Raw genomic sequence first — 26,751 nt, 5'->3', positions numbered from 1 at the left:
ATCAATATATTTATCAATTAAACGAAGAAGATGGTCATCAGGTACCAATTCATCAATAGATACAAATTCATATTCACTTTGGCTAGACTCTTTTGGCTTAAACATTGATTTCACCACTTATTTTTATAATTTATTAGTTGAGTTGAAGGTCTTTATTGAAAGCACTCTGTTGATTGGTGCGGAAGGCACGAAGACTCCTGCGGGAGTACGGGTCAGAGGAGACCCCGCAGGAGCGAAGCGACGAGGAGGCTCCCCGGCACGCCCGCGGAAAGCGAAGTGCCTGGAGCGCCAATCAACAGACCTGTTTAAAAGCCTATACACCAATAATATTAAACCAAATTAACGCAGTGAATTATTGAAGTGAATGAATAAAATAAGAGGCTGCCGAGAGTTTTTCGACAGCCTGGCCATTCAATTCTTTGAACGGTTTTTTTATATCTCTTAAGTAATGACTAAAGTTTGGAACAAAGGAAAATACTCCTCTGTTATTTTTTATCTGTAAAGTTATTTAGGCATAAAAATTTCCACCTTTTTCGTCGAATAATTTTAGAAGGAATCTCAGTGATACTATTAGAATATTAGAAATATGATTGTATAAAAGGGGGGATTTGCTTGGGTATCCGAGTGATTGAAAGAGAAGAAATAAAAGTAATCGGCATTTCTTGGAATGGTACATATTCACAAATGGATTGTATTCCAAGTCTTTTTAGAAGATTTAAAGGACGTCGTTATGAGGTTCCATTTCAAACTCAGGAATCGATATTGATTGCACCATTTCATACGAGGGAAACCGAGATCACCTACTATGTTACTACTCCAGTAGAAGTTATTGATGATATCCCAGAAGGAATGGTTGGTTTTACGATTCCACGTAAAAACTATGTTTTCAGTACTCATAAAGGCAGGATAGAGGAAGTCGAAAATACATACAATAAAATGTTCGCATGGATGAAAGAATACGGCTATGATCAGGATCATCATGCATTAAGTATGGAAATCTTTAAAGAAGGGCATAAGGATCAAAATACGGAGGGAAATCTTTATTTTGAAATATATTTGCCTATAAAGACTTACCAGAATTAGACAAATGTGAGTTAAATGGGAAAAAGTGATAAGGAGAATTAGGATGCTTTTTATCACTAATGATTAAATATGAATTCACGAAAAAAATTTCTAGAGGGATAAAAGAAAACAATTGGTGTTGTTTTCTTTACTATTAGAATTAATTGTATTATTATATTAACAATATAATTGAATAATTCCTTCGGGGTCCCGAGTTGGACGTAACTCAACCGATGGTAAAAATAATAAAAAGCCCATTAAATAGGCTTTTTAAAGGTAGTATCTTTAATTTCGATAAGAGGTCTCTCGCCGAGACCTCCTGAGTGAGATTTTAAACATTCGATTTCTATTGTATCGAAAATAGTAGTCAATATTTGTTTTCGATTTTCAAGTGTGATGTTATACCATTTGGTTTTGATGTTTTCGATAATATTGTTAATGACCTCAGTTGTCGGGGTTTCTTGTCTAATTTCGAGAGAACGTATTAATTCGTTCTCTTTTTCTATTTCTTCATCCATTTTTTCTTTGTATTGTTTTTTGGTTAAGTCGCCATCAACATAAAGTTCTTTCCAGCGTGATTTTCTTTCTTCGATCTTTTTTAATTCCTTTTTAATTTCTTTTGTATTCACTACTTCTTGTTCAGGAACATCAGCTTCAACTTTTACATAGTATAAGGACTTAATAAATTCTTGCTCAATGGTATCTTCTGCAATCACAGGCATATCACAAATTTTATACTCGAAGCGACCAGCACACTTATAAAATCGGTGTTCAGTTCCATCAGTTCTTGTTCGTTTACCACCATGCATAGCATGTCCACATCGAGCACAGCGCAATACAGAGGTAAAAGGGTATACGGTTCGCGATTTCCAACCAGTATTTTTTCTATCCTTTCGTTTCTTTTTAATGGCATCGTACACTTCTTTTGTAATGATCGCAGGATGATTTCCTTCAACAATTACCTCTTCATAGGTTCGATTACCTTGCTTGGTGCGATAATTCCATCTTAACGCACCATAATATACTGGATTTGTTACCACATAATCAACCGCACTATGATTCCAAAAGGTACCCGTTCGAGTTTTTACACCGTTCTTATTCAATTCCTCAGTTATCATCTTTTTACCCTTCGTGTGAAAAGACTCAAACATCCACCGAACCCATTTTGCTTCAATTTCATTTATGGCTAAATTTCCATCTTTGTCTAAATAATAACCAAAGGGAGCTCGTCCACCGTTTCGGGAACCTTCTTCGTGTTTTCTTGCCATGCCCATATGTGTTCGTTCTGCAAGCTGTTCACGTTCGAATTGAGCGAGAGATGCAAAGATATTAATAAGTAACTTACCTTGTGCTGTTGTCGTGTCGTATGGCTCTGTAACACTTTTAAAAGCTACGTTGTTTTTTTCAAGGGTATCGAGAAGATAGTTAATGTCACCAACGTTCCTGGAAAGTCTATCAAGCTTGTAAACTAGTACAACGTCGAATTGATTTAATTCAGATAGAAGAGATTGCAGTTGTGGTCTCTCCATGTTTTTAGCAGATCGACCTTCTTCAGTATATTCCTTATAAATCGTCCAACCCTGAGAAAAACAGAATGCCCTCATTTTTTCCAATTGTGCAGCAAGTGAATATCCTTCTTTACTTTGCTCTTCTGTCGATACACGAGGATATAATGCGGCTTTCATATTATCACCATCCTTACCATTAATTACATTTGATTTTATAATTTTTTTGTAGCTACAATTTTTTTATGCCCACCGTAAGATTAACAGCCATTGCGATTTACCATTTCAAAAAAATGAGAACAAGCACAAAGTTCCTGCATATATTTGATGTAAAAAAGAAAGGAGAATATTATTTTTTTTACGCACTTTTCCAAGGAAAAAAACGCTACCTTTCTAAAAAAATCATTCTCGATAAAGACGGAAATGTTATACAAATGTGAAAAGTTATGTCGTATTTTGTCAAAGCGTGTATTAATCTCGTAAAAACTTTTTAATACATATTTAACATTTTCATATTTGGTGGTACTATTAGTATATACATAACAAGAACAAGTGTTCCTATTTCGAGGGTGGTGTAGTCATTTTGTTAAGAGTCATCGATCAATTATCAAACGAGAACAACCAATTAGATATCAAAGATTTATTAACCACATTATTCGGAACAAGTGTTGACTACGAAAAGATTTACGAAAGCATAAAAGACACTTCTAATTAGTGTCTTTTGGTTTTTTTAACAGGATATTTAAAATTTCAATTGCTTTTTTCTTTTCGCTGTCGTCCAGTTCTTCTCCGTCCCACGTTAATTTCTTTCCACTTAGCAATTCCTCTAGGTCATACGTTTTAGTTAGTTCTCCATCAAAAAAATAAGACATTGGCACATCATAAAACTTCGCAAGGTGTCTTAATGTAGCGAAGTCTGGTTCTGTTAAGTCGTTCTCATATCTGCTTAATGATTTATTGTTGATGTTCGTCATTTTAGATACCTCTAATTGACTAAGATTTCTTCTCTCCCTAGCCTTACGCAAGCGACTTCCTACTGTCATATTTCATCACTCCTAATTACGAATAATAGCATATCCAAATTAATTAGAAAATTAATTCTAAAAAATATAGAAAAAAGCTGTTGACTTTTCAGTAAATTAGACTTAATATTTGGGTATAAATTCTAATTTATTTAGAAAACGGAGGTGAAACGAACCATGAGCACCTGTGAAAAATTAAAACATTACATCAAAGAAAACGGCTTGAAATATGGTTTTGTAGCTGAAAAATCAGGCATTGATCCAAAAAAATTTTCTAGACTAATCAACGGTCAAACCAAATTAACTGTAGAAGAATTAGAATCCATCTGTTTGAAAGGTCTTGCTGTTAACCCGTCTATTTTTTTTAAAAGTGATTCTAAATAATTTAGATTATATCACGAAAATAAGGGGGAGGAGTATGCAAATTTTTCTAAATGAGGAACAATCAAGGATACTTATTGAAATTGCATTGAAGGATTTGCTTCCAAAAGAGTTAGAAAAGATGAAAAAAGAAAAAGAAGCAGCTTTACAACAATCAAACGAGCGCAAAGGCGCATAAGACACAAATTGTGTCGTAAGGAGGTTAAAGAAAATGAAGTTATGTGAATTATGTACGGTTAATGAAGCTACAACAACAGTAGAATACCACGATGTAAATTATGAGGTTTGTACACGTTGCAAGGCACTAGCCGAATCAGAATAATGTCACATTTCGACTAATTAGCGCAAAGGCGCATAAGGAGGAGTTATTCATGGAGCTTACATTCGAAGAATGGTTGTATATTGAAATCACTTCACGCTATGAAGAAGATTTCCGGCTTGCAGACCTCATTATTGAGGAACAAAACCATATTTAAGGAGGAAACGAAAATGAACATTGAAAAAATTAAAGAGTTTATTGCTATTCGTAATGATTTGTACGAAACTGGTGTAATTGGTTTGGATTTGCATAGTGATTCTGTTCATGTGAAAAAAACCTTATTAGTTGATACTCCTGATATTCAAGTTGAATTCCTGGGAGATGATCTTCAATACCCATTTGAAGTTTTCACGGTCTGTGATGGGATTAAATTATTCTGCATTGCAACTAATGAAGAAATGGCAGAACTATTCCCTCAATTATCAGGATACATGATTGAAGATGTTGATTTATCAGGTAGTGATTTATCGGGCGGTGAAGAGCATGCCACAGCTTGAACACCCTGCCATTAGTCAAGTCAATCGCACTGGTTACCCTAATGTGGTCAATCAACCTGAACATTTTGGCAAGGATATTTTTGGTGTTGAAATTCTTCTCGGTGATGATTACGTTGAATATGATGGGGATTTAATCTTACTGGATAACTTGCAGCGGTATTTAGCGGAACACATGGATTTTGAATTTAAAACGGCTGATTAAAGTGTAACATGATTTATTTAAACTGGAGGATAGCGTGGACATTGAAATGCATCAAAATACATTATCGGATATGGAAGAAAAACAGGGCATAGCCTACCAAGCAATATGCCCCATTTCTAAATCTTACACCGTCATTATATCAATAAAGGAAGTGTTTATAAATGATTAAAACTAAATTATTTGGTGGTTATTATGTCGGGGAGGGAAAAGATCGTAAATGGATTAACATTGACAAAGAAATCAACTCGTTTCTGGAACAAAACAAAGTTGAAGTTATAGACATAAAATTTTCGTCTGTTTCTTTTACTGATGATGATATTCAAGATAGAGCATTAATGATTTATAAGGAGGTTCAGCCAAATGAATAGTCTACAGCTGCAATATGAAAATCAAGACTTATCGGTTAATGCACATGCTGCCAAAAGCCGTGAAATGGCTGAGGTTCAATCACAAATCTTTCTAGCGAAACAATTCCCCCGGGATGAATATCAAGCTGAAATCAAGATTTTAAACGCTTGTAAACGCAAATCGTTAGCAACAACAGCCCTGTACTCTTACCCAAGAGGATCTACAACCGTAACAGGTCCATCTATTCGACTTGCTGAAACGATTGCTCGCTATTGGGGGAATATTAATTTTGGCATTAAAGAGTTGGAACAAAAAAACGGTGAATCTACTGTAGTTGCCTATGCTTGGGATATGGAATCAAATACTCGCCAGGAGAAAGTCTTTCAAGTTAAGCACGAACGCTACGCAAAAGGAAAAATGAATAAACTAACAGACCCTCGTGACATATATGAATTAACTGCAAATAATGGTGCTAGAAGGTTAAGAGCATGCATATTAGGGGTTATTCCCGGTGACATAATAGACAACGCTGTAGCACAGTGCTACAAGACTTTAGAAAGTAGCTATACCGAACCATTAAAAGATCGTGTAATTGCGGCATTAAGACACTTCCAAACTCAATATGGAATCACTCAAGAAATGGTTGAAACCAAACTCGGTCATAATGTGGAATCCTTTACAGAACATGATTTTGTAACGCTTAGTAGCATCAACCAATCTTTAAAGGATGGCATGGCAAAACGGGAAGATTTCTTTAAAATCGTAGAAAAGAAAGAGTCCTCAAAGACTTCATTAGAAATGCAATTCGAAGGAGGGGAACAAGTTGAAACAACTCCTCAAGCTAACTGACGAAAATTATTTTTCGCTTGAAGCTGATCAACAATATATGTCGGTATCGCAATACAAAAATTTTCTTAAGTGCGAATCGTCCGCATTAGCACAGATACAAGGGAAATACACCCGGCCGAAAAGTGATGCTCTGCTTTTTGGCTCCTATGTTCATTCTTGGTTAGATGGCACAATTGAAAAGTTTAAAGAGGAAAATCCTGAATTGTTTAGTAGCAAGGGAGCAACTAAGGGACAGCTGAAAGCTACTTATCAAAACGCTAATGAAATGATTAAGGTACTGGAAAATGACCCATTTGTCATGATGGCTCTCCAAGGGGAGAAGGAGGTCATCATGACAGGAGAATTATTCGGATCTCCTTGGAAGATAAAAATGGACGTGTACAATCCGCAATTTGGACGGTTCGCTGACTTAAAAACAGTCAAAGCCATTCGAGAGAAGTATTGGAGCGACGATATTGGCTACTGCTCGTTTGTAGAAGCGTATGGGTACATTACTCAAATGGCGGTCTATTCGGAAATAGAAAAGCAAAATAGGGGCGGAGATTGGCTAGAGAACTTCATTGTAGCTGTTTCCAAAGAAACCCCTCCAGATAAAGCTATTATCACCATAGACGAGGAATCACTTGCACATGAACTTGAAAACATTGAATCAAAGATGGAACGGATCATTGCTTTGAAATCAGGTGAACTTGAACCGAAACGCTGTGAAAAGTGTGAGTATTGCCGGAGAACTAAAAAGATTACAAACGTTATTCATTACTTAGAATTGATTGGTTAATTATGCAGGGTGCTTGAAGCCCTCTGTAGGTTCATATTTGACACAAATTTAGACGTAAAGGAGATTAAAAAATGAAATGTAGTTGTGAGGGGAAACAAGTCAAGTTACCTAATGGAAAAACAGTTTGTGAGTGTAGAATCAGTGATAATTATTTGTACGCATCATAAATAGATAACGTCACATTTCGAATAAATTCCGAAGGAGGCAACACCATGAATCTTACACACTATGAAAACCACTTCAAAAAGAAAATGGAATCACTGGGCAATCTTGCCGATGAAGAATCCTTCACCATGATTTTCTTACTTATTGACAAGGTTCGTTCACAGAATGAAGAAATGGAAAAATTATCTGCATTGAATCGTCATTACTTTTTCAAGTTCTATGATGGTAGCATAGATAAAATGATGAAAGACAATGCTTATTTACTAGATTGAGAGGTAGATATACATGAGGGAAATTAAGTTTGACGCAATTTATAAACCAACAGGGGAACATTTCGAACCATACAAAATTGATTTTAGAGATAATTCAACTTTTGGGAACTTTGATGGAAAACAAGGTGATTGGTGCCATTTTTCTTTAGATGGTCGTTATGGAGATGCAATTTTAAGACAATACACTGGCTTAAAAGATAAGAACGGCAAAGAGATTTATGAAAGAGATATCATAAATTGTTTCGAACAAGTCGGCGAAGCTAAATATGAACTTGGAGTTTACTATGTGGAATGGGCGAACGGAAAATATAAATCATATTTATCTGACCCCGTAAAGAACGGAGAAATTATCGGAAATATATTCGAAAATCCAGAATTGGTGCAATCAAAATAAGCATTGAGTTAATTCGTATTAGACACAAATTGCGAAATAAGGAGTGAAAATATGGAGATTTCAGTAAACGAACAACCTCAACAGTTTTATTTAGCTTTTGATAAATGGCGGTCGGCAGTTGGTCATCAGATTAAAGTAGGTAAATACAGTTTTTGTGCCATTCCTTTAAGCGAGTGTATTAATGTTTCAGAGGTAACATCGGGGGTGAAAGTTATCGCCATTCCAATGAATGTGGAAATTTTGATGTTAACAGAATCTAAAGAGGGGTCAATCAAATTTTTCAATAAAATTGGTGAATCATTAAAGCGAATTATTGGAAGTACAGATAATTTTGAATCTCAACTTGAAGAAATGAGAAAAACTGCATTTGAGCGTTTAGGGAAAATGCCACCAATTGAAAATGTTGATATAGATATGATTATGGTAAATATAAATGATGTTTTGAATTAGGAGTTAATACAAACTTCGACTAAAAACGAAGGAAAGGACAAAGAAAAAAGGACGTTGATATCATCCCAACATCCTTTCCTCCCTTTTTCTCATTAATGCTTCAAATTTTAAGCCTTTTGTAATTAAATCTGTAATTGCTTCCGATTGTGAATCAAATTCCAGACGGTGACGGTGCTTTTTAATTTTCTTAAAAATAATAGGCGATGCGGAATAAGTGGTTGAATCATTTTTACAATTACTTCTTACGTGGGCCATTTGTGTTCGCTCCTTTTTTTAAAATGATTTGTAATACATAATTACAGGCGGTGAAATTATGCGTTGTCGGAATCCTTGCTTTCTTCTTTAATATGCTTTTCAAGCAAAAATTCAATTTCTTTAGCAATGGATCTCTTGTTAACTTCTGCTCTCTTTTCAATTTCTTTAAACAAGTCTGAATCCATTCTTAATGTAAAACGTTTTTGCTCACTCATGTTATTTCATTCCTTCCAGTGTCCTTTTGACACCATTATAAACTATTGTGCGATGACTTGTAAAGACATTTGACGTCGACAAATTTTTATGGTAATATTTACTTATGGAGGTGACGTCACTTTGATGACCAAAGATGACAAAAAAGACAACCGAAAAAGTTTTACATTAAGGCTTAATGCCGAGTTAAGTAAAAAAGTAGAAAGGGAGGCTGATAGTTTAGGATTAACTCAAAATTCTTACATCACCATGGTTCTGCACAAAGTGCTTAGAAGAGAAATTTCTGAATGAATAGAAGGGAATGAAAATAAATGAGCATAGCGGCAGTTTATTGTTTGATGATGATCGTTTGTATTATCAGTATGATGCTTGGGGAATTTTTGGCAGAAGGGATGGTGGAAAAAGAAAATGAGTAAGCCTGAATTGGATTTAAAGAATATCAATGTCGGTTTTGTAATTACTGGTTTACTTGGAATGGTTGAAGATGACGGTCTTGTGCCTCGTGAAGCTTTTGAACTAGTAGATGAAATCAAAAGGCAAACCTATTTTGCTCTTAGGGAAGCTTATATGAATAAAGTAAAAAAATAACTCACTGCGGCAACAGTGAGCCCTTAAAAAATTATTTGTTAGTTACATTATATCACTATTTCACAGAAATATGCCACCAGGCGGTGAAAAATTTGGAAGGGTACATCAAAGTTTATAGGAAAATGATGTGCAATCCTGTTTGGCAGGATCCGGACTTATTCCGACTTTGGATGTACTGCTTGATGAAAGCAAGTCACAAAGAACGGAAAGTATTAGTGGATAAACAGGAAGTATTTTTAACAGTTGGAGAGTTTGTTACTGGAAGATTTAGTTTGCATAAAGAATTTAATGAAGGCATACCTCCGAGGAAACAAACGAAAGATACAACGCTTTGGAGTTGGTTAAAAAAATTAGAAAAGATGGGCAGCATTGACATCAAAACACATAACAAATATAGTGTCATATCAATACTTCATTGGTCTGATTATCAAGGAACTTTGACAACAGAATCACAACAGATTGACAACGGATTGACAAGAGAATCACAACAAAATGACAACAAAATGACAACAGAATCACAACAGATTGACACAAACAATAATGTTAATAATGAAAAGAATGAAGAAAATGAAAAGAATGGTAAAAAACCTTCTAGTCCTAAACAAGTTTATGACGAACAAAGTGTTCACTATCAACTCGCATTAAGATTGTATCAAAACATATTAGCCAACAATCAAGACTATAAAAAACCTAACTTACAAAAATGGGCAAATGATGTGAGGTTGATGATCGAACAAGATAAACGGACAGAAGAACAAATATCCTATCTCATGGATTGGGTGCAACAGGATTCGTTCTGGAAATCTAATATTCTATCTCCTTCGAAGCTAAGAGAAAAATTCGACCAATTAGTCATACGAGTGAAAGAGAATATTCACAAACAGAATAAATCAAGCGAAAAAGAAGTTCCTAGAGCTTACCAAAGTTTACAAGATTGGGCGGATGAGGATGAACCGGAAAGAAATTATTAATTTGCTCGGCATAGCAACAGCTAATTTTCCTAATCTCCAACAAAAAGAAATGAAGCCTACAGCCATCTTATGGGAAAAGGCATTAGCGGATATTCCGTATGAAGTAGCAGAGAAAGCTGTGATTAAAGTATTATCAACATCTAAATTCTTTCCTACCATTGCGGAAATACGAGATGCAACTGCTCAAATTACACAACCAAGAACGCTAGATGCCATTGAAGCATGGGGAATGATAGTACAAGCCATTAGGAAATACGGGTATTACAATCAGGGGGCTGCCTTGCAGTCCCTACCAGAAGATGTTGCAGAGATGGTGAAACGGTTTACATGGAGGGAATTGTGTTTAAGTGAGAATGTGGAAACATTACGGGCGCAATTTAGGATGGCATGGGAAACGCAAAGTAAACGGACAAATGAATTAAAAGCACTTCCAACAGAAATACGCCTATTGCTGGAAGGTGCAACCCAAAATATAAAACGAATCGAGTGATTATGGGTGGGAATAACAAAAAAACAAGTTACAGTTGACCAACTCCTTGCTCTTTGGAATACAAGCGAAAACATGGCAAAAGCAAAAATCGAGAGTTACTACCTCAAGGATAAACGACAAACCATTTATGTTGCTTTAGAACACGTCAACGAAACAGAGTGGTTTTGGAGTGAATCAGAGGTAAAACGATTTGACCGTTTATGGAATATGAACATGACGTTAGAAGGCATAGCGGAACAAATGAGACGGTCGAAGGTAGCGGTTTTGTTTCTAGCATTTGATCGGATGTATAACGAGAAAGTGAAATTACGAGATTGGGATATTTGGTGAGTGTTTGACAGGAATTGTGTATTAAGAAAGGATGATAAAAATGAATTACGGAGATTTAAAAGATTTAGACAAGCATTTACTTTATAAACGCATTGTTGAATGGAATGAAAATAAACTTGTACTTGATGATGGGACAGTTGTCACGCTTGAAGAAAGCGAAAGCGATTGTTGTGCAGGTGCTTGGGGGAAATTCAGTAACGTTGAGTTGGATGCCATTATCACTAACGTAGAAGTCGGGGAAAAAATTAATATTCCAGATGACGATACAATTGTAAATCAAGTTAGGGTTACTTTGTTTCATAACCAAAACCCGATTGCATTAGCTGAAATGACAGCAGATGCTGGTAACGGGGGATACTACTATTCTATAGGTTCATTTGTTGTAAATGGCATACATTTCCCTATTATAGACGCTTAATTTTAATTCGTAGTTCGACTAAATTGTAAAGGAGAGAAACTATGAATATAAACTTTGAAGATGATTGCTTAGAACCGATAACATTTGCGGATGAAATAAATAAACCTTCACATTATCACAAAGGTGGTATAGATGTTATTGGATTTTTAGAACAGCATTACGGAAATAAAAAGTATACCGTTGCCGAAGGATTTGCGATTGGTTGTATTCATAAATATGTATCTCGGTACAAAGAAAAAGGCAAATTAAAGGATTTGCAAAAAGCGGAGTTTTACACAAAAAAATTAATGGAATATGAGAACCTATGAACCGAATATCACTTCTTCACAAAATGGACGGATTACTGGAAACATGTAGAGGGTGCGAACAGTACAACAGCACCAAGGCAGCAGAAATAAAATGCAAAGGCTGTCAGGTGTATGACCAATTAAAAGAAATCGGAAATAACTTAGGGAGGAAGAAAAAGTGGCAACGATAAAGGAAGATAAAACAGCCGAATATGAGTGTTTAATTAATGATTTAAGAAGTCGTTTAAAACAAACTAACCAAGTAAGTAATGATAAAAGTAAACTGATTCATGAGCTCCGTGCGAAAGTTGAAAAATATGAACATATCGTTGCTGCCTGTGAAGATGTAGAAAATGGAGCTGCTACCTTAAAAAAAGAGCGTGACAACTATTTAAATCAGTTGTTAGATACACGGACAAAACTTCATGAAAAAGATTACACGGTAGAGAACCAAAAGAAACGAATTGAAGATTTAGGCAAAACACTGGCGCGGTACGAAAAAGAAAACAAAGCGTTTAGGGAGTTGATTGCTCTGTGGATTTAAGCGTGAGAGCAGTCCCAAAACCAAGTCACAAGCGCCGGGTGCCGAAACGAGTAAACAGAGGGAAATTCTCAGCTAAGACCATTAAAGAAATCAGGGAACGAGATAATGACCAGTGTGTGCGGTGTGGATCGTATCACCTTGAAGCAATACCTCATCACGTCGTCTACAAATCGCAATTAGGGGATAACAGCAAACGGAACGGAGTTAGCATTTGCCTTACTTGTCATCGAGAAGTACACGACCACAGAAAAGTGCGGAAATGGTTTGAAGCATGGGTAGAAAAGAACTTGGATGAAAACGGTGACCGTCTATGCGACGAGTAGCAGAACACCAAAAACATACCTTGGATGGAGAAGAATTATCTATCCTCACATGTTATGAGGAAGGTGTAAGGAAAGAAGATATCAAGAAAGAGAATCCATTTACGAAATCACATGGGATTTTGATATTTAAAGGGAATAGTTATGACTATTTGACAGAAAGAGCATAAAATTCACCAATTTAAATTATATGTCAAATGATATACGAACGTATAGAGAACACAAGAATTATTAAATTTCATAGAAAGGAGAAATTAATGAATTTGCTAATAGAACGTAAATGGTCTATGCCGAATAAAAATACATTTTCGATAAAGCCATTTAGTGAACTGTTGAAGGAAGAAATAACACATGGTATTTGGATAGACCCTTTTGCAAACAGGAATAAATTCGCAACAATCACGAACGATTTAAACCCTAAATATAAAACAGATTATCAAATGGATGCATTGGATTTTCTGCGAATGTTTAAAGATGAATCTGTAGATGGTGTGCTTTATGATCCCCCTTATAGTCCAAGACAAGTAACAGAATCATACAAGGGATTCGGGAAAGAAGTGACTCATAAAACAACACAATCTAGCTTTTGGTCAAAACACAAAGATGAAATCGCAAGAATTTTGAAACCTACTGGAAAAGCTATTTGCTTTGGTTGGAATAGTCAAGGGGTTGGAAAAAATAGAGGATTTCATCTAAAAAGAATTTTACTTGTAGCACATGGAGCCGCACACAACGATACGATTTGTACTGTAGAGGTTAAGGAAACACAAAAGAAATTAAGTTAACTAGGAGGAAAACAAATGAATGTAATCACATTAACCGGCAACGCAACAAAAGATTTTGAACTCAAATATACTCCCAATGGAAAACCTGTAGGAAGTGGAACCATTGCAGTAAGAAGAGATTTCAAGAATCAGCAAGGTGAGTATGAAACAGATTTTATCAATCTAGTAGTACTAGGTAAACTTTCGGAAGTCATGGCTAACCATATTCGCAAGGGTGATAAATTTGGAGTAACAGGGAGATTGCAAATTCGCATCTGGAATAAAGACAATGGGGAAAAAGCTTATTTTACAGAAGTGGTCGTTAATGGATTTGATTTTCCGGATAAGAAGAAACAGGACAACCCACCACAACAAAACAGAGGAAATCAGAGAGTAAACGATGACCCATTCGCCGGAAGTGGACAAATAGATATAAATTCCGATGATCTTCCTTTCTAGGTGAACAGCATGCACTTTGAAGATGCAAGCAAACGCCAACTATTACAAATAGCCTTACACGAGGACTGCTCGATTGATTACAAATATCGGGCAGCTCGTGAATTACAAATGCGATGGAGCGAAAACCTTCTCCCTGACTTAGTGCGACTGTACGCCAAAGGCATGAACATGTCAGAGATTGCGTGGGAATTAGGGTTAGACCCCTATACAGTACGGAACAAATTAAAACAATATGGGATTTATAAGAGGAGAGTCGGAGCGTGAATTTAAACGAATATCAAAACTTAGCATTACGGACTCGTAATGAAAATATAGGAACTGTCCAAGAGTTAGCAAACTATGCTCTAGGGTTAAACGGTGAATCTGGTGAGGTGGCGGATCTCATCAAAAAAGCGATCTTCCATGGCCATGAATTAAACCGTCATGAATTAGCAAAAGAATTAGGGGATGTTATGTGGTATGTTGCCAATATTTCAAAGGTGGCAGGATTTACACTAGAGGAAATTACAACTATGAATGTAACAAAGCTGATGAAACGGTATCCAGATGGTTTTGATAAAGAAAAGTCGGTGAATCGAAATGAATAGTGACGAACTAAGAGCCATTCTTGAAATGATAACTAATTATTCCTTTGAATATCTGCAATCTCTAAATAAAGAGCAGTTACAGAAAATTTATGAGGAGAGAACCAATGGGCGGTAAAGCAAGCAGAGACAAAGGAGCTCGCGGAGAACGCGAATTCGCTAAGTTAACTAATGGTAAACGGGTACCACTTTCCGGGGCTGTAGAAGGATACGGTAATGATGTTATAGCTTATGGTATGCAATTTGAAATAAAGCGTCGGAAAAGCGGCTTTAAACAACTGTACGAATGGATAGAGGATGAACGAGAAAAGCCGGATGCGGTAGCATTGAGAACGGATAATAAACAATGGTTAGTCTGTATGACGTTGGATAAGTTTAAGGGGCTGATGGATGGTGACAAAAACAATCGAATTATCTGAAGTCATCCAAGAAATGCGAAATGTGAAAACTCGCATGGATAAAGTCATCGTTGAAGTATACAAGCAAGCTAAATTAAAGGATAAAGCAGAAAGAGAATATCGCATAGCGTTAGCGCAGGAAATACTCAAGTTAAAAGCGGACGGAATGCAAGCTACTCTTATACCTGATACCGCACGGGGCAACACAGCAGATTTAAAATTTAATCGAGATATAGCCAAGTCGTTGTATGACAGCGCAAGAGATAGCATGGAGACATTGAGGACAGAAGCTTCTTTATTGCAGACCATTAGTAAATACCAGGATGAATTGTAAATACAAGTTTGGCAGAAAATTGCAGTAAATATGCAGTAAAATAGCAAGTCATCGCTTCTTAGATGCTAGTAAACTTAAATTAAGAGGTGTTCTGATGACTAAAAGATATTGTGATGAGCATGAAGTAAGTGGAACGGAATTAATGGCTATGCGAATGATGAGAAAGAAATATTATGCGGATATGGCTAGAATGCAAAGGAGGTACAAAAAGTTATTAGTTTGTACTTATCCAGCTAAAGAAATGGAATGGATCGAAAAGAATGTTGATGAATGTCCAAAAGATTTAGTGGATTTTTATATGACATCATTAGGTATTACAAATAGCCATATGGCGCAATTCAAAAAGATTTTAAAAGGGGAATTAAAAACATTCTCCGAAGGTCGTACTATTACCCAGTCGGTTAAGAAGGAAGTTAGGGAGAAATACCATAATAAATGCGCATGTTGTGGAAGTAGCGAGAATTTACAATTACATCACAAAGAATATTTTTCAAATGGCGGACAAAACACTGTCGATAATCTCATATTGTTATGTGTTTCTTGCCACGCTGAACAGCATAAAGATGAACATGTTTACAACCTTATAAAGAGTAAAGGGTGATTTGATGGCAGCAGTAGCAACCAAACTAAAGAAAGCCACCTTTAAACATATAGAGTCAGAATTATACAGTTATCACGACACACTGAAAGAAATCAATCGTCTACGAAAAGACATCATGTTCACCAATGAGAATGACGATGAAAACACAGGAGGAGGAAGAAACAATCTTCCTTCCTCTCCAACCGAACGGATAGCAACACGGTTAGCAACCCACAAACGATTGAATCAGTTAGAGGATGTCACACACGCCATTCAAAAAGTATTCACGGGATTACCAGAGGATTATCAGAAGTTGGTAAGGTTAAAGTATTGGACACGACCACAGACCTTAACATGGGAAGGGATAGCGGAATCTCTTCATGTTAATCGGGCAACGGCTATGAGGTGGAGAGATACAGTTATTTACGCTGTAGCAGATGTGTTGGGGTGGAGATAGACAATTGACACAAAAGGAGTGAAATTTGAATGGTTATTATTGATAATAGCAAAGAAATTATTGAAAAATTAAATTCTGAACATAACGTTGAGTGCTTTAAGTATATGACAATGATTGGTGCAAGAAACAGTCGTATCAAGGAACTTGAAGAAGCATTAAGGGATATCGATTCTCATATTAGGGCTACAAGCGAACCTATTCCTTACATTGTTGAAACTCTTAAAAAGACATTACCCGAATATAAAGGGTAGTTCGTCTTACAAGTAAAATGCGACTATAATGCGACTTTTGACACCATTTTCCATGATATTATGATAGTATAGAAGTTTTAAAGAGTACGGAAATACTCTAAAAAATATCCGTACTACAGGTATTCAAAAAGGCGGTACTGCTACCTCGGGCGGTATCGTCTTTTTATTTGGTCGTGTGGGTTACTATCAACCAATAGCCGTGAGGTGCACAGGGGCAGGGAGTGCGGTTGAATAAAAGGTGGTGAAGGAATGTCGAAAACATTTGATAATTTACAGGAAACACAGGATATGCTTATGAATCATTATAAACATATCAAAATAGATGCGGATCGTATCTTTTATACTGACATTTCCGACATCCATCTAGGGCATAAAGGGTTCGATGCAAAAACATTTGAGAATCTAATCGAAGTTATTAAAGAGATACCGAATTTTTATGTATTCTTGGGTGGAGATACACTCAATCACGCTAATAAAGGGAGTAAGTCCTCTCCTTTTGAAGAAAACATGACACCACGAGAACAGATAAAAGGTCAGTATGAATACGGGAAACTCACAAGAAAAGGAATCATTCAATACTTAGAACCTATTAAGGATAGGGTCATCGGGAAAATAGATGGGAATCACGATGGAACACGTTCTCAGGAGTTTAACGATATGTCACCAGGCGAATGGTTGAGTGACATATTAGGCATCCAATACTTTGGTGATTTAGCACTTATACAATTTAGTGTGAGGAAGAACGCATACACTCACTTTCACCACCACATATCCGGCAGCACAGGAAAGAAAATGAATTTAAATAAGCTGCAAGAAAAAGGGGAAGAGTGGCGCTGTGATGTCATATGGGGAGAACACACACATAGGAGACAACATGGTTCAGAGTATTATGTGGACATTGACTTGAGAAACCAAAAGCCAATTATCCGAAAGCAATACTTCGTTAACACGAATTCTTTATTAGGTTGGTCAGGTTATGCCAAAACAAAAGGGTATCGGTTAGGTGTAACAGGGATTAAAGTAATCGAGATGTCAGGGATGAAAAACAATCGGAACATTCGTGTATACGAGGATTTTAAAGACTTTTATGATTTAGTTGTAAAACAGTCTAATAATTAGAAAGTTAGAGTGTTTAGTCTAATTGATGATGGAGGCGGTGAGGATGTAATGTTAAAAGAAAGGCAGAAACGTTTCGCGGACTTTTATATCGAAACAGGAAATATCACTGAATCAGCGATTAAAGCGGGGTATAGTGGGAATTACGCAAATGCTCAAGGATATAAATTGTTGGAGAATGTTGGAATTAAACAATATATAGATGAACGTATCGCTGAAAAGGATTCAAAACGTATCGCTAGACAGGACGAAGTGTTGCAGTATCTCACCAGTATTATGAGGGGCGAACAACAAGAGCAAACTCTTAGGGGAGTTGGAGAAGGAGCTCAAACCATTTCAGATATTGATGTAAGCGCCAAAGATAGAATTAAGGCTGCTGAACTTCTTGGCAAGCGTTACACTATGTGGACAGATAAAACTCAATTAGAAGGCACTATAGGTGTGACAATCGTAGATGATATAGATGACTAAGTTATCTAATGTAATTGCGCCATCATTTTATACAGTTCATAAATACCTCAAAGAGCAAAAATACACCCATTTTTGGCTTGGCGGTGGACGTGGTTCTACAAAATCCTCGTTTGTAGCGATTGAACTCATATTAGGTATTATGAAAGACCCAAACGCAAATGCGGTAGTCTTGCGTAAAGTCAAAGACACGTTAAAAGAATCAGTATTTGACCAATTAGTGTGGGCGATTGATGTTTTAGGTGTAGATCAGTATTGGCATATTCCAGAGGCTAAGTTAGTCTTAACTTATATTCCTACAGGTCAGCAAATACGTTTTCGTGGTGCAGATAAGCCGAAGAAAATTAAATCCATGAAGTTTGCTCACGGCTATTGTAAATTCATTTGGTACGAAGAAGTAGATGAATTTACTGGCATGGAAGAAATACGAATGATTAATCAATCCTTAATGCGTGGTGGTCAATCGTTTATTGTGTTCTACTCCTACAACCCTCCTAAAAGCGCAAATAACTGGGTAAATACAGAAGTGCAGCTTACCAGGAGTGATAGACTATTCCATCATTCCAATTACTTAACAGTACCGCGTGAATGGCTTGGAGAACAGTTTATTATTGAAGCTGAACACTTGAAGGAAACAAAACCTACCTCTTATCAACATGAATACCTGGGAGAAGTTACTGGCACAGGTGGAGAGGTATTTGACAATGTGAAGATACGAAAGATTAGTGATGAAGAAATAGCCGACTTCTATAATGTCAAACGAGGATTAGACTTTGGTTATGCGATAGATCCATTATCATACAATGTTGTTCATTATGACAGGAAGAAGAAACAATTATATATATTTCATGAGCTGTACAAAGTAGGCTTATCAAACTATCTTGCTTATTATGACTACATTAAGAAAGAGAACAAGAATAACGAAATGGTGTTAGGTGATTCAGCTGAACCAAAGAGCTTACATGAGTTGAGACAATATGGTTTGAAGGTTCGTGGTGTCAAGAAAGGCCCTGACAGTGTCGAGTATGGAGTTAAGTTCTTACAAAGCCTTGAAGCTATTATTATAGATGACCTACGATGTCCAGAGACAGCGAGAGAGTTTCTAACTTATGAGTTAGATAAGGATGCCAACGGAAACTTTAAAGCATCATTCCCAGATAAGAATAACCATGCTATCGATGCGGTACGTTATGCGCTCAATGATGAAGCTATGAAGTTTAAGGAACAACAACAGCATAAGAGTGACCCAGACAATCCGACCCCAGCCGAGAAACATGCAAAGGCTGTTAAACAAATGACAGGCGGCAAGCCTCGAATAAATGATTATGTAAAGTGGTGATGATATGGAAACATGCCCAAAATGCAATAGCTTACTACGTACTGGTACCTCATTCATGACATTTGAAAATGATGATACACCAGATAAAGAGACTATCGCCTACACCAACATACCTCTTATTTGTCCAAACAAAGAGTGTGATGATTATGGCGGTGGAAACCTCTTTGAACCACGCATTGTAGTGGAAGTCACAAAGAATAGGGTGAACTAAATGCAATTTATCTACGGACTACTGACAGCAGCGGTCTTTTTTTTATGCCTATTTTTATTCTTTTGGATGGGTACTCAATACAGCAAGAAGAAGCCACCTGATAAACCGAAGCAAGAGGAACCGTCCGAAGATGTACTTCTAAAACAAAAGCAATTGCAAGAGAATTTTATAAAGGTTATGAATTACGATGTCGATCAAGCCACAGCAAGAAGGAAGGTGACATAATTTGACGGAGAAAACAAAAGATTGGCGGTTATATGAGGCGGGCAAGAAATACAACAACAGCCTCAAGCCGAACTATTATGACACAGTGGACGCAAACCTAGAATTTTATGTTGGGAATCAGTGGCGGAACCTTGAAGCGGATAACATGCCAAAGCCTGTATTTAACATTATTAAACGGGTTGTTACCTTTTTCGTGGCTAGTTTGACAGCATCTAAAACCAAATTACATTTTGAACCGTTATTAAACACTGGCGGTGACGATCAAGAGGAGCTCACTCCTTCTAAAATAGCTAATGCCATGGTAGCCAACCTCATGGAAAAGTTTAAGATGGACTTCAAAATCAAGGACGCACTCTTTGACGGTGCAAATACGGGTGATTATGGAGCGCATTTCTATTTCGATTTGACCAAACAGCCTTATGGTTCTATGTACGAGATTAAAGGTGAAATCGAAATGGAACTAGTGGATGGCACGAACGTTTATTTTGGGAATGCCAACAATCCTCGGACAGATGCACAGCCTTATATCATCATTAGTGGTCGTGATATGGTGCAAAACCTACGTGACGAGGCGAAACGATGGCGGCAGAAACAACAAGAGATAGATGCAATTAAAGCAGATAAGGACTTTGGTGAACAGTCCTCTGACAATGGGAAAATTGAAGTAGATACAGATGAATACGGCAAGGCGCTTTACATCATTGTCTATCGTAAAGACCCGAAAACAGGCACGATTAAAGCCTCTAAGAGCGTGGAATCAGCTTATATCTATAAAGATATTGATACAGGCTTAACTACTTATCCTGTCGCATGGGCAAATTGGGAAAAACAAAAGAATAGTTATCACGGCAGAGCACTAGCAACAGGTCTATTACCAAACCAAATCTTTATCAATCGTTCCTTTGCTATGATTATGTACCACTTGATGATGACAGCCTTCCCTAAGGCGGTGTATAACGCTGATATTATAGACGTTTGGAATAATGAAATAGGAGCAGCTATCCCTGTTCAAGGAATGGATCCAAATGCACCAATTAAAAACATTGCCGGATATCTTGAACCTGGTAACATGAGCAATCAAATCGTTCAAATGATTGAACTTGTTATGCAGTATACCAAAGAAACAATAGGAATTAGTGACGCAGCATTAGGGCAGATTGACCCGAAAAATACATCCGCTATTATTGCAGTCCAAAAGTCATCAGCTATACCATTGGAAAACCCAAAAGCTAATCTTTATGAGTGGATTGAGGATATTGGCAAGATTTTAATTGATATGGTCGGTACTTACTACGGTGTACGTCCTCTAGTCGTGGATATTGGCGGAGAGAAACAGCTTATAGAGTACGATTTCAGTCAGTTTAAAAACACATGGCTCAATGTCCGCGTGGATGTGGGTGAATCTTCTTACTGGTCAGAGATTGCGGCACTACAAACAATGGATAAACTCCTTGAGGGTCAGTACATTGAGTTTATTGATTACTTGGAGCGTGTGCCGGATGAATATATCCCACAAAAACAGGAATTGATCAGCAAAATTAAGCAACAAATGGAGATGCAACAACAAATGGCAGCAGACCCACGGAATGCTATTGCTCAACTGTCACCCGAGGAACAACAAGCCTTTTATTCTGCTCCACCTGAAAAACAGCAAGCTATCTTGCAAGAATTGCAGCAACCACAAGCACCTATGATGTAGGTGTTTTTATTATGAGGAGGAAATGAAAGTGGACGAATTAAGAATTCAATTATTGTTAGAAGCAATCAAAGTTTTAAATAGTGACAATGATTACGAGTTGAGAGAAGTATTAAAACGAGAAGTTGCTCGTGAATTCGGATTATTAACATCAGTTATTGCACAGGGTTAGTCGTTTTTTGTGGGAAACCGTACTAACGGACATTAAGGGTGTACGGCAGAACGTTTGAGAGGGTTAAGGACGTTCATATTATCGACCAACCATAGTCGAGGAGGAAAAATAAATGTTTGAAAATGAAGATATGATTTTACCTGATGATTTCCAAGAGGATACCACACCCGAGGAAGTCACTGACACACTGGATACACCTGTTGAAACGGAAGAGGATACCAAACCGACCGAAACGACAGAAGAGCCAGTTTCCCCATTCCTAAAGGTGAAATACAACCATGAAGAAATGGAACTGGATGAAATAACAGCCCGTGAATTGGCGCAAAAAGGCTTAAATTACGATAAAGTGACCGAGCGGCTGCAGCAATTGGAATCAGATCCACGTTTAGCTTTTATCGAAGACCTTGCCAACCAATATGAGATGACACCTGACCAATACATGGCAGAAGTAAAGAAACAACGGGAACAAGATGAACTTGATGCATTAATCCAAAACAATATTCCCCCAGAATTGGCACAAGAAGTATTAGAAGGGCGAAAAGATAGGCAAGAACGTAAAAAACAGCAAGAAGAAACTGAGAAAAAGCAGAAACAAGATGCCGAATCATTTGAGTTCTTCGACTATTTCCGTCAAGTAAACGGACGAGACTTTGACTCTAACAAAGACCAAATTCCAGATACCGTATGGCAAGCGACTCAAAATGGTGTGCCTCTCAAGTACGCATATATGGAGCACCAGAATCAACAATTGCAAAAACAAATCCAAACCCATAAGCAGAATGAAACCAACGCTAATCGAGCACCCGTGGGGTCTACAACGGCTCACGGCGGCACAGAGATAGCGAGTGAGGATGATTTCTTAGCAGGGTTTAATTCATATTAGGAGATGATCTAATTGGCTGTAAACTTAGCAACCAAATATAGCAATAAAGTAGACGAGCGATTCAAATTAAAATCTTTGACAGAGGCGGCAGTACATCAGGATTATGATTGGGAAGGCACCCAAACCATTAAAGTGTATAGCATTGCTACATCTGCCATGAATGACTACACACGTTCAGGTACAACTCGTTATGGTACACCTGCTGAATTAGATGATACGGTAGCGACTTACACACTAGCAAAAGACCGTTCCTTCACATTCACGATTGATAAGGGAAACAACATGGATTCCTTGATGGTGCGTGAAGCTGGAAAGGCTCTCGCTCGTCAAAATGATGAAGTAGTAGTACCAGAGTTGGACATTTACCGTTTATCTAAATGGGTAGCGGCAGCGGCGGCAAATGGGGGCAGACCGACAGCGGCAGCTATCACGGCGGCTAATGCGTATGTTTCTTTCTTAGCTGCACAAGAATACCTCGATGAAAACAAAGTGCCAGTGGAAGGTCGTATTGCCTTTGTAACACCGAAGTTCTATAACTTTATTAAACAAGATCCTACATTCTCGAAGGCTGCCGACCTAACCGTACAACGATTGATTAATGGTCAGGTAGGGGATATCGATGGAGTAAAAATCATTAAAGCACCATCTACCTACTTCCCTACGAAAACACCATTTGTCTTAACTCACAAATCCGTCATGGTAGCACCAAAGAAATTGCAAGATTACAAGATTCACGACAACCCTCCTGGTATCTCTGGAGCACTTTGTGAAGGTCGTATCTACTATGATGCTTTCGTCTTGGATGCAAAGAAAAAAGGTGTTTACGCTTGGTTAGAAGTTTAAGAATAGGAGAGTGATATTTCATGACAAAGGTTCGTGTGTTTGAAAAAGAAATTGAAGGAACCGAAGAAAAAGCAATTGTTGAATTAACCAATGAGGTTCAAATTTCTGCATTTGTGAATGAGGGCTTTAAAGAAGTTAAAAAAGATAAACCGAAAAAGTAATGGCAAAGGGGAAGCGGGGCAGTGTGCTTTGCTTCCCTCTTTTTTTGTAGAAAGAGGTGATTACATGAGTGTGATTGCTCAAGATGTGTTTATTATGGCCATGAATTTAATGGATGAAGAATCACAGGACGGAACCTTTGCGGGCTATCCTGATGAATATAAAAGAAAAGCATGGTCTATTCTTACCATGTTGCAAGCGGAATTACTCCCTCCATCTGCTACTCCTATGGCTGTTACAAGCGAAAATAATGTTATCCAAATAGATGATAGAACAAGTCTTACAACGCTTCCATATGGATTAGCGGCACATTTGTTAATGGATGAAGACCAAAGCAAGTCAGCCTTCTTTAATTCTCGATATGATGAATTAAAACGGAAACGACCAGCGAAAATCGTGCCGATTAAAGATGTATATGGCTTTGCCGGTGAACAAGAAGAAACATCAGACCCAACAACTATCGAACTCGATGGCGGTTCTTTCCTTGATCCAAACAACGTCATTTATGACAGAGGTGAGTTCTAATGCCAAAGGTTAAAGCGAAGTTCCAAATAGGATATGGGCCTGAGAAGAATTTACCAAACCTATTAGATCGAGAACTAGGGTACACAACAGATACTGATAAAATCTTTCTGCGTGTCAATCAAGGCAATGTAGAGTTAGCGAAGAAAGAAGATGTGAACGGACTTCCCGAACGAGTGGCAACGCTCGAAACGAATAAAGCGGAACAATCTTATGTGGATGAACAACTAGAGGCAGTTAATTCGTCTTTGGCGGATGTTGCAACGAACTTCATTTCACTGGGTATTGATAATACAGGTGTTCGAGATGATACAACAAAAATTATTAATGCTATTTCGCAGCCCAATAAAACTTTTTTGGCATTAGGGACTTTTTTAGTATCAAGTGAACTAGTGCCTGCTAAAAATACTAAAATATACGGACTAAAAGGATATACAAAATTTATTCAAAAAGACGGTTCTGATTTTCCAAGAGGGCTATTTCCCGTTATAAATGAAGGTGTTAAAATTAGTGATATTGAGTTACAAGGTTCACTAGTTGGAACGACACCAGGTGATGCAATTAATGATGGAATTAGAGTTAACGGGGCAATTGGGTTTGAATTAAAAAATATTTATTCTCATGGTTTTCAAGGAAATGGAATAAGAGTAACAAACAATAGTAAGGGTTCAATATCAGATATTGAATCAGCTTACAATAAACGAAACGGAATTTTAATTAATAATAGTGAGGTTACAAAACGAAATATTGAAACACATCATAATGGTACTTCTGCTCTAGATCATGGAGTTTATATAAGCGGAGATAGCGGAAATGGTAGCGAAAGAACGTCATTAATTGGTTTAAAATCGTATAACAACATAGGCGCTGGACTACAGGTTAATCAATACTCTAAACATGTTACTTTGGATAATATTGAGTGTTTTTCAAATGGAACTAATGGTGTCATACTGACTAGCGGAAATGGTACAGACGATATTAGCTTATCAATTGGAACGATGAAAGCTTACTCCAACACAAACTATGGCTTCTATATCACTGGAAACGCTAATACTAAGTGTAATATGGCTGTAGGTGCTTTATATGCGGAGAGTAATGGGAAAAGCGGAGCTTACTTTGAACAACTAAGAGAATCAGCGATATCATTAATAAAAAGCCGATTAAATGGAGAACACGGTGTTCAATTTAAGGGAACTACAGGTTCACCAAATCGAGATAATGTCATTTCGACCATAGTTGCTGAAGACAATTCGCAAAGTTTAAATAATGGATTTAATGGAATTGAAATGGATAACTGCGTTAGAAATACCATTGGAAGTATTAACATTAAAAATAACTTAACCAACAAGCATAAATACGGCATCCATCTTATTGATACAACAGGAGCGTGTAACTTAAATAAATTCGGTTTTGGTGACATATATGGAAATGCAACCAATGACTTCAAAGATGAAAGTGTAGCGAAAACTTCATCTATTTACGCTGTTCTAGGTGATGGCTCATATCCAGTTGATGCCAAAAGCACAAAGCAAAGCTCTGTTTTCACTTTTTCAACAACAGAATCTACAATTGTCCAAAGTGTAGAAACGTATCAACCGGGCAGATATTTTGTGATGGCTTCAGGTAGACTTTATGGTGGAGTCGGTCAAGGGAAACTTTTACTTTATTTAGGGTCTACATTAGTTCAAGATAGTGGGGCAATTGATGTTACAACAAACAGAGACATTGCAACACTACAAGGTGTTGTTGTTCTTACTGTAAGCGACAAATTGAAATTAAATGGATTACTTACTAGTGGAACAATATCGGCTGCTGATTTTCAAATTAGCATTATGCGGATATAGTTCATAATATTGTAAAAAGAAGCGCTTTCTAGTCCATATTATGGTAGAATTGTTTTATTATCGAATAATATGGGGGCGTATAAAGTGGGGGTAAGGAAAGCTGTACCTACTGACTTAATTCAAATTGCAACGATTCATAAAGAACAATTTAAAGATCATTTCTTAGGGCATTATTCAAATAAAGTGATTCGAAAATATTATGAACCATTTTTAGAATCATGTGTATTTCTTGTAAGTGAGTCTGAGGGAAAATTAAATGGTTTTATTATGGGCGGATTAAGTTCAGATTTGGATGAAGCTAAATCTGTATTTCTAGCCAATAACATGGCAAGGTATATAATCGAGACTTTATTAACACCTTCAGTTTATAGACAAGCAATGAAACGCTTAAATTTGCTGAAATTATTAAAACCTACAACTGGTGAAAAAGGTAAACAACAATGGAGACTGTTATCTATAGCTGTTTCAGAAAACGCAAAAGGAACAGGGATTTCATCAAAATTAGTAAAAGAATTTGAGGCTAATATTGATTTTGCTGAGTATGGGTTAAGCGTTCACACCAATAATTCCAGAGCGATTCATTTTTACATTAAGAATGGATTTAAAAAGACTCATGAAAAAGGCGAAACAACTTTTTTAATAAAGGATCTTGAAAATATAAATAAAAAACGGGCGTAATAGTAACATACGTCCGTTTGTTTATATATCTCTTCTTTTCTTTCCACATCTAACACATGTATCAGTATAATAATTATATTTATGATTTCTTAATAAAAAGCAGATGAT

General features: G+C 36.9%; 50 protein-coding genes. 46 read left to right on the top strand and 4 right to left on the bottom strand.

Going from position 1 to position 26,751, the window contains the following annotated elements; all coding sequences use genetic code 11:
• Both V7150_RS16475 and V7150_RS16470 read left to right on the top strand, forming a co-directional pair.
• On the top strand, window positions 1–343 hold a 343-nt coding region (locus tag V7150_RS16475), incomplete at its 5' end, for a hypothetical protein (RefSeq protein ID WP_335520529.1).
• A 269-nt stretch (window positions 344–612) separates the two neighbouring features.
• The gene (locus tag V7150_RS16470; RefSeq protein ID WP_335520521.1) at window positions 613–1,083 is read left to right on the top strand and encodes a GyrI-like domain-containing protein; all 471 of its coding nucleotides are present in this window, start codon (window positions 613–615) and stop codon (window positions 1,081–1,083) included.
• A gap of 236 nt (window positions 1,084–1,319) precedes the next feature.
• On the opposite strand, the gene V7150_RS16465 is transcribed toward V7150_RS16470, so the two are convergent.
• Window positions 1,320–2,747, bottom strand: coding sequence for a recombinase family protein (locus V7150_RS16465; RefSeq protein WP_335520519.1), 1,428 nt, complete (start codon window positions 2,745–2,747; stop codon window positions 1,320–1,322).
• A gap of 403 nt (window positions 2,748–3,150) precedes the next feature.
• Here V7150_RS16465 and V7150_RS16460 point away from each other — a divergent pair, with 403 nt between their 5' ends.
• Window positions 3,151–3,282 (top strand): hypothetical protein, encoded by a 132-nt coding sequence (locus V7150_RS16460; protein ID WP_335520516.1) that lies wholly within the window; start codon window positions 3,151–3,153, stop codon window positions 3,280–3,282.
• Here the strand turns inward: V7150_RS16460 and V7150_RS16455 are convergent.
• Window positions 3,275–3,610, bottom strand: a complete 336-nt coding sequence (locus V7150_RS16455) for a helix-turn-helix domain-containing protein (protein ID WP_335520513.1) — start codon at window positions 3,608–3,610, stop codon at window positions 3,275–3,277. The genes V7150_RS16460 and V7150_RS16455 overlap by 8 nt on opposite strands.
• Before the next feature lie 156 nt (window positions 3,611–3,766).
• Here V7150_RS16455 and V7150_RS16450 point away from each other — a divergent pair, with 156 nt between their 5' ends.
• The 11 genes from V7150_RS16450 (at window position 3,767) to V7150_RS16400 (ending at window position 8,244) form a co-directional block, all read left to right on the top strand.
• Window positions 3,767–3,973, top strand: coding sequence for a helix-turn-helix domain-containing protein (locus V7150_RS16450; RefSeq protein WP_335520510.1), 207 nt, complete (start codon window positions 3,767–3,769; stop codon window positions 3,971–3,973).
• 34 nt (window positions 3,974–4,007) lie between these two features.
• Window positions 4,008–4,148 (top strand): hypothetical protein, encoded by a 141-nt coding sequence (locus V7150_RS16445; protein WP_335520508.1) that lies wholly within the window; start codon window positions 4,008–4,010, stop codon window positions 4,146–4,148.
• A gap of 311 nt (window positions 4,149–4,459) precedes the next feature.
• Window positions 4,460–4,786, top strand: a complete 327-nt coding sequence (locus tag V7150_RS16440) for a hypothetical protein (RefSeq protein ID WP_335520505.1) — start codon at window positions 4,460–4,462, stop codon at window positions 4,784–4,786.
• Entirely contained in the window at window positions 4,773–4,988 is a 216-nt protein-coding gene (locus V7150_RS16435; RefSeq protein ID WP_335520526.1) for a YqaI family protein, read from the top strand. Before V7150_RS16440 ends, V7150_RS16435 begins: the two co-directional genes overlap by 14 nt.
• Window positions 4,989–5,022: 34 nt before the next feature.
• Window positions 5,023–5,157 carry a hypothetical protein gene (locus tag V7150_RS16430; RefSeq protein WP_335520502.1) on the top strand — a complete coding sequence of 45 codons (135 nt, stop codon included), beginning with the start codon at window positions 5,023–5,025 and terminating at the stop codon, window positions 5,155–5,157.
• Window positions 5,150–5,356, top strand: a complete 207-nt coding sequence (locus tag V7150_RS16425; protein WP_335520500.1) for a hypothetical protein — start codon at window positions 5,150–5,152, stop codon at window positions 5,354–5,356. Before V7150_RS16430 ends, V7150_RS16425 begins: the two co-directional genes overlap by 8 nt.
• On the top strand, window positions 5,349–6,185 hold the full coding sequence (locus V7150_RS16420) for a hypothetical protein (protein ID WP_335520498.1): 837 nt from the start codon (window positions 5,349–5,351) through the stop codon (window positions 6,183–6,185). The genes V7150_RS16425 and V7150_RS16420 overlap by 8 nt, the downstream gene beginning before the upstream one ends.
• Window positions 6,160–6,963: a PD-(D/E)XK nuclease-like domain-containing protein gene (locus V7150_RS16415; protein WP_335520495.1), complete on the top strand. Its 804-nt coding sequence runs from the start codon at window positions 6,160–6,162 to the stop codon at window positions 6,961–6,963. Before V7150_RS16420 ends, V7150_RS16415 begins: the two co-directional genes overlap by 26 nt.
• A gap of 212 nt (window positions 6,964–7,175) precedes the next feature.
• Window positions 7,176–7,400 carry a hypothetical protein gene (locus V7150_RS16410; protein WP_335520493.1) on the top strand — a complete coding sequence of 75 codons (225 nt, stop codon included), beginning with the start codon at window positions 7,176–7,178 and terminating at the stop codon, window positions 7,398–7,400.
• A 13-nt stretch (window positions 7,401–7,413) separates the two neighbouring features.
• Window positions 7,414–7,794 (top strand): YopX family protein, encoded by a 381-nt coding sequence (locus V7150_RS16405; RefSeq protein ID WP_335520490.1) that lies wholly within the window; start codon window positions 7,414–7,416, stop codon window positions 7,792–7,794.
• Between the two features lie 51 nt (window positions 7,795–7,845).
• Window positions 7,846–8,244, top strand: coding sequence for a hypothetical protein (locus tag V7150_RS16400; RefSeq protein WP_335520487.1), 399 nt, complete (start codon window positions 7,846–7,848; stop codon window positions 8,242–8,244).
• 60 nt (window positions 8,245–8,304) lie between these two features.
• On the opposite strand, the gene V7150_RS16395 is transcribed toward V7150_RS16400, so the two are convergent.
• A complete protein-coding gene (locus V7150_RS16395) occupies window positions 8,305–8,499 on the bottom strand; it encodes a hypothetical protein (RefSeq protein WP_335520484.1) in 195 nt (64 codons plus the stop codon).
• A gap of 56 nt (window positions 8,500–8,555) precedes the next feature.
• On the bottom strand, window positions 8,556–8,714 hold the full coding sequence (locus V7150_RS16390; RefSeq protein ID WP_283919440.1) for an Arc family DNA-binding protein: 159 nt from the start codon (window positions 8,712–8,714) through the stop codon (window positions 8,556–8,558).
• A gap of 124 nt (window positions 8,715–8,838) precedes the next feature.
• On the opposite strand from V7150_RS16390, the gene V7150_RS16385 reads away from it, so the two are divergent.
• The 32 genes from V7150_RS16385 (at window position 8,839) to V7150_RS16230 (ending at window position 26,643) form a co-directional block, all read left to right on the top strand.
• Window positions 8,839–9,003: a toxin-antitoxin system HicB family antitoxin gene (locus V7150_RS16385; protein WP_335520524.1), complete on the top strand. Its 165-nt coding sequence runs from the start codon at window positions 8,839–8,841 to the stop codon at window positions 9,001–9,003.
• 117 nt (window positions 9,004–9,120) lie between these two features.
• Complete coding sequence (locus tag V7150_RS16380; RefSeq protein ID WP_335520480.1) at window positions 9,121–9,300, top strand: hypothetical protein; 180 nt, start codon at window positions 9,121–9,123, stop codon at window positions 9,298–9,300.
• A gap of 182 nt (window positions 9,301–9,482) precedes the next feature.
• Window positions 9,483–10,271 carry a replication protein gene (locus V7150_RS16375; protein WP_335520477.1) on the top strand — a complete coding sequence of 263 codons (789 nt, stop codon included), beginning with the start codon at window positions 9,483–9,485 and terminating at the stop codon, window positions 10,269–10,271.
• Window positions 10,249–10,761 carry a replicative helicase loader/inhibitor gene (locus tag V7150_RS16370; RefSeq protein WP_335520474.1) on the top strand — a complete coding sequence of 171 codons (513 nt, stop codon included), beginning with the start codon at window positions 10,249–10,251 and terminating at the stop codon, window positions 10,759–10,761. The genes V7150_RS16375 and V7150_RS16370 overlap by 23 nt, the downstream gene beginning before the upstream one ends.
• A gap of 6 nt (window positions 10,762–10,767) precedes the next feature.
• Window positions 10,768–11,091 carry a hypothetical protein gene (locus V7150_RS16365; RefSeq protein ID WP_335520471.1) on the top strand — a complete coding sequence of 108 codons (324 nt, stop codon included), beginning with the start codon at window positions 10,768–10,770 and terminating at the stop codon, window positions 11,089–11,091.
• Between the two features lie 40 nt (window positions 11,092–11,131).
• A complete protein-coding gene (locus V7150_RS16360; protein ID WP_335520468.1) occupies window positions 11,132–11,509 on the top strand; it encodes a DUF7448 domain-containing protein in 378 nt (125 codons plus the stop codon).
• A 41-nt stretch (window positions 11,510–11,550) separates the two neighbouring features.
• Complete coding sequence (locus V7150_RS16355; RefSeq protein WP_335520465.1) at window positions 11,551–11,817, top strand: DUF3310 domain-containing protein; 267 nt, start codon at window positions 11,551–11,553, stop codon at window positions 11,815–11,817.
• Between the two features lie 157 nt (window positions 11,818–11,974).
• Window positions 11,975–12,340, top strand: coding sequence for a hypothetical protein (locus tag V7150_RS16350; protein WP_335520462.1), 366 nt, complete (start codon window positions 11,975–11,977; stop codon window positions 12,338–12,340).
• Window positions 12,331–12,663: an HNH endonuclease gene (locus V7150_RS16345; protein ID WP_335520459.1), complete on the top strand. Its 333-nt coding sequence runs from the start codon at window positions 12,331–12,333 to the stop codon at window positions 12,661–12,663. The genes V7150_RS16350 and V7150_RS16345 overlap by 10 nt, the downstream gene beginning before the upstream one ends.
• On the top strand, window positions 12,651–12,830 hold the full coding sequence (locus tag V7150_RS16340; protein WP_335520456.1) for a hypothetical protein: 180 nt from the start codon (window positions 12,651–12,653) through the stop codon (window positions 12,828–12,830). The genes V7150_RS16345 and V7150_RS16340 overlap by 13 nt, the downstream gene beginning before the upstream one ends.
• Before the next feature lie 117 nt (window positions 12,831–12,947).
• Window positions 12,948–13,445, top strand: a complete 498-nt coding sequence (locus V7150_RS16335) for a hypothetical protein (protein ID WP_335520453.1) — start codon at window positions 12,948–12,950, stop codon at window positions 13,443–13,445.
• Window positions 13,446–13,460: 15 nt separating this feature from the next.
• Entirely contained in the window at window positions 13,461–13,883 is a 423-nt protein-coding gene (locus V7150_RS16330; RefSeq protein WP_335520450.1) for a single-stranded DNA-binding protein, read from the top strand.
• Window positions 13,884–14,147, top strand: coding sequence for a hypothetical protein (locus tag V7150_RS16325; protein ID WP_335520447.1), 264 nt, complete (start codon window positions 13,884–13,886; stop codon window positions 14,145–14,147).
• The gene (locus V7150_RS16320; protein ID WP_335520444.1) at window positions 14,144–14,470 is read left to right on the top strand and encodes a nucleoside triphosphate pyrophosphohydrolase family protein; all 327 of its coding nucleotides are present in this window, start codon (window positions 14,144–14,146) and stop codon (window positions 14,468–14,470) included. The genes V7150_RS16325 and V7150_RS16320 overlap by 4 nt, the downstream gene beginning before the upstream one ends.
• 89 nt (window positions 14,471–14,559) lie before the next feature.
• Window positions 14,560–14,886, top strand: coding sequence for a hypothetical protein (locus V7150_RS16315; RefSeq protein WP_335520441.1), 327 nt, complete (start codon window positions 14,560–14,562; stop codon window positions 14,884–14,886).
• Window positions 14,861–15,199, top strand: coding sequence for a hypothetical protein (locus V7150_RS16310; RefSeq protein WP_335520438.1), 339 nt, complete (start codon window positions 14,861–14,863; stop codon window positions 15,197–15,199). Before V7150_RS16315 ends, V7150_RS16310 begins: the two co-directional genes overlap by 26 nt.
• Window positions 15,200–15,293: 94 nt before the next feature.
• Window positions 15,294–15,800 carry an HNH endonuclease gene (locus tag V7150_RS16305; protein ID WP_335520435.1) on the top strand — a complete coding sequence of 169 codons (507 nt, stop codon included), beginning with the start codon at window positions 15,294–15,296 and terminating at the stop codon, window positions 15,798–15,800.
• 4 nt (window positions 15,801–15,804) lie between these two features.
• On the top strand, window positions 15,805–16,236 hold the full coding sequence (locus V7150_RS16300) for a transcriptional regulator (protein WP_335520432.1): 432 nt from the start codon (window positions 15,805–15,807) through the stop codon (window positions 16,234–16,236).
• Between the two features lie 29 nt (window positions 16,237–16,265).
• Entirely contained in the window at window positions 16,266–16,487 is a 222-nt protein-coding gene (locus V7150_RS16295) for a hypothetical protein (RefSeq protein WP_335520429.1), read from the top strand.
• Between the two features lie 249 nt (window positions 16,488–16,736).
• On the top strand, window positions 16,737–17,606 hold the full coding sequence (locus V7150_RS16290; protein WP_335520426.1) for a hypothetical protein: 870 nt from the start codon (window positions 16,737–16,739) through the stop codon (window positions 17,604–17,606).
• Between the two features lie 48 nt (window positions 17,607–17,654).
• Window positions 17,655–18,074 carry a terminase small subunit gene (locus V7150_RS16285; RefSeq protein ID WP_335520423.1) on the top strand — a complete coding sequence of 140 codons (420 nt, stop codon included), beginning with the start codon at window positions 17,655–17,657 and terminating at the stop codon, window positions 18,072–18,074.
• Window positions 18,067–19,410 carry a PBSX family phage terminase large subunit gene (locus tag V7150_RS16280; protein ID WP_335520421.1) on the top strand — a complete coding sequence of 448 codons (1,344 nt, stop codon included), beginning with the start codon at window positions 18,067–18,069 and terminating at the stop codon, window positions 19,408–19,410. The genes V7150_RS16285 and V7150_RS16280 overlap by 8 nt, the downstream gene beginning before the upstream one ends.
• 4 nt (window positions 19,411–19,414) lie before the next feature.
• Complete coding sequence (locus tag V7150_RS16275; RefSeq protein ID WP_335520420.1) at window positions 19,415–19,621, top strand: hypothetical protein; 207 nt, start codon at window positions 19,415–19,417, stop codon at window positions 19,619–19,621.
• On the top strand, window positions 19,622–19,846 hold the full coding sequence (locus V7150_RS16270; protein WP_335520417.1) for a hypothetical protein: 225 nt from the start codon (window positions 19,622–19,624) through the stop codon (window positions 19,844–19,846).
• Between the two features lies 1 nt (window position 19,847).
• The gene (locus V7150_RS16265; RefSeq protein WP_335520414.1) at window positions 19,848–21,545 is read left to right on the top strand and encodes a hypothetical protein; all 1,698 of its coding nucleotides are present in this window, start codon (window positions 19,848–19,850) and stop codon (window positions 21,543–21,545) included.
• A 28-nt stretch (window positions 21,546–21,573) separates the two neighbouring features.
• Window positions 21,574–21,714, top strand: coding sequence for a hypothetical protein (locus V7150_RS16260; RefSeq protein WP_335520413.1), 141 nt, complete (start codon window positions 21,574–21,576; stop codon window positions 21,712–21,714).
• A 112-nt stretch (window positions 21,715–21,826) separates the two neighbouring features.
• A complete protein-coding gene (locus V7150_RS16255; RefSeq protein WP_335520409.1) occupies window positions 21,827–22,597 on the top strand; it encodes a hypothetical protein in 771 nt (256 codons plus the stop codon).
• 75 nt (window positions 22,598–22,672) lie between these two features.
• Entirely contained in the window at window positions 22,673–23,440 is a 768-nt protein-coding gene (locus tag V7150_RS16250) for a phage capsid protein (protein WP_335520406.1), read from the top strand.
• Between the two features lie 20 nt (window positions 23,441–23,460).
• Window positions 23,461–23,601 (top strand): hypothetical protein, encoded by a 141-nt coding sequence (locus V7150_RS16245; RefSeq protein ID WP_335520404.1) that lies wholly within the window; start codon window positions 23,461–23,463, stop codon window positions 23,599–23,601.
• 64 nt (window positions 23,602–23,665) lie between these two features.
• Window positions 23,666–24,124 (top strand): hypothetical protein, encoded by a 459-nt coding sequence (locus V7150_RS16240; RefSeq protein WP_335520401.1) that lies wholly within the window; start codon window positions 23,666–23,668, stop codon window positions 24,122–24,124.
• On the top strand, window positions 24,124–25,965 hold the full coding sequence (locus tag V7150_RS16235) for a hypothetical protein (RefSeq protein ID WP_335520399.1): 1,842 nt from the start codon (window positions 24,124–24,126) through the stop codon (window positions 25,963–25,965). The genes V7150_RS16240 and V7150_RS16235 overlap by 1 nt, the downstream gene beginning before the upstream one ends.
• 84 nt (window positions 25,966–26,049) lie before the next feature.
• The gene (locus V7150_RS16230) at window positions 26,050–26,643 is read left to right on the top strand and encodes a GNAT family N-acetyltransferase (protein ID WP_335520396.1); all 594 of its coding nucleotides are present in this window, start codon (window positions 26,050–26,052) and stop codon (window positions 26,641–26,643) included.
• Window positions 26,644–26,751: the final 108 nt, after the last annotated feature.

The sequence above is a fragment of the Neobacillus drentensis genome (assembly GCF_036965245.1).
Classification (GTDB): Bacteria; Bacillota; Bacilli; order Bacillales; family Cytobacillaceae; genus Neobacillus; species Neobacillus drentensis_G.
This window is presented reverse-complemented; position numbering and strand designations above follow the sequence as displayed.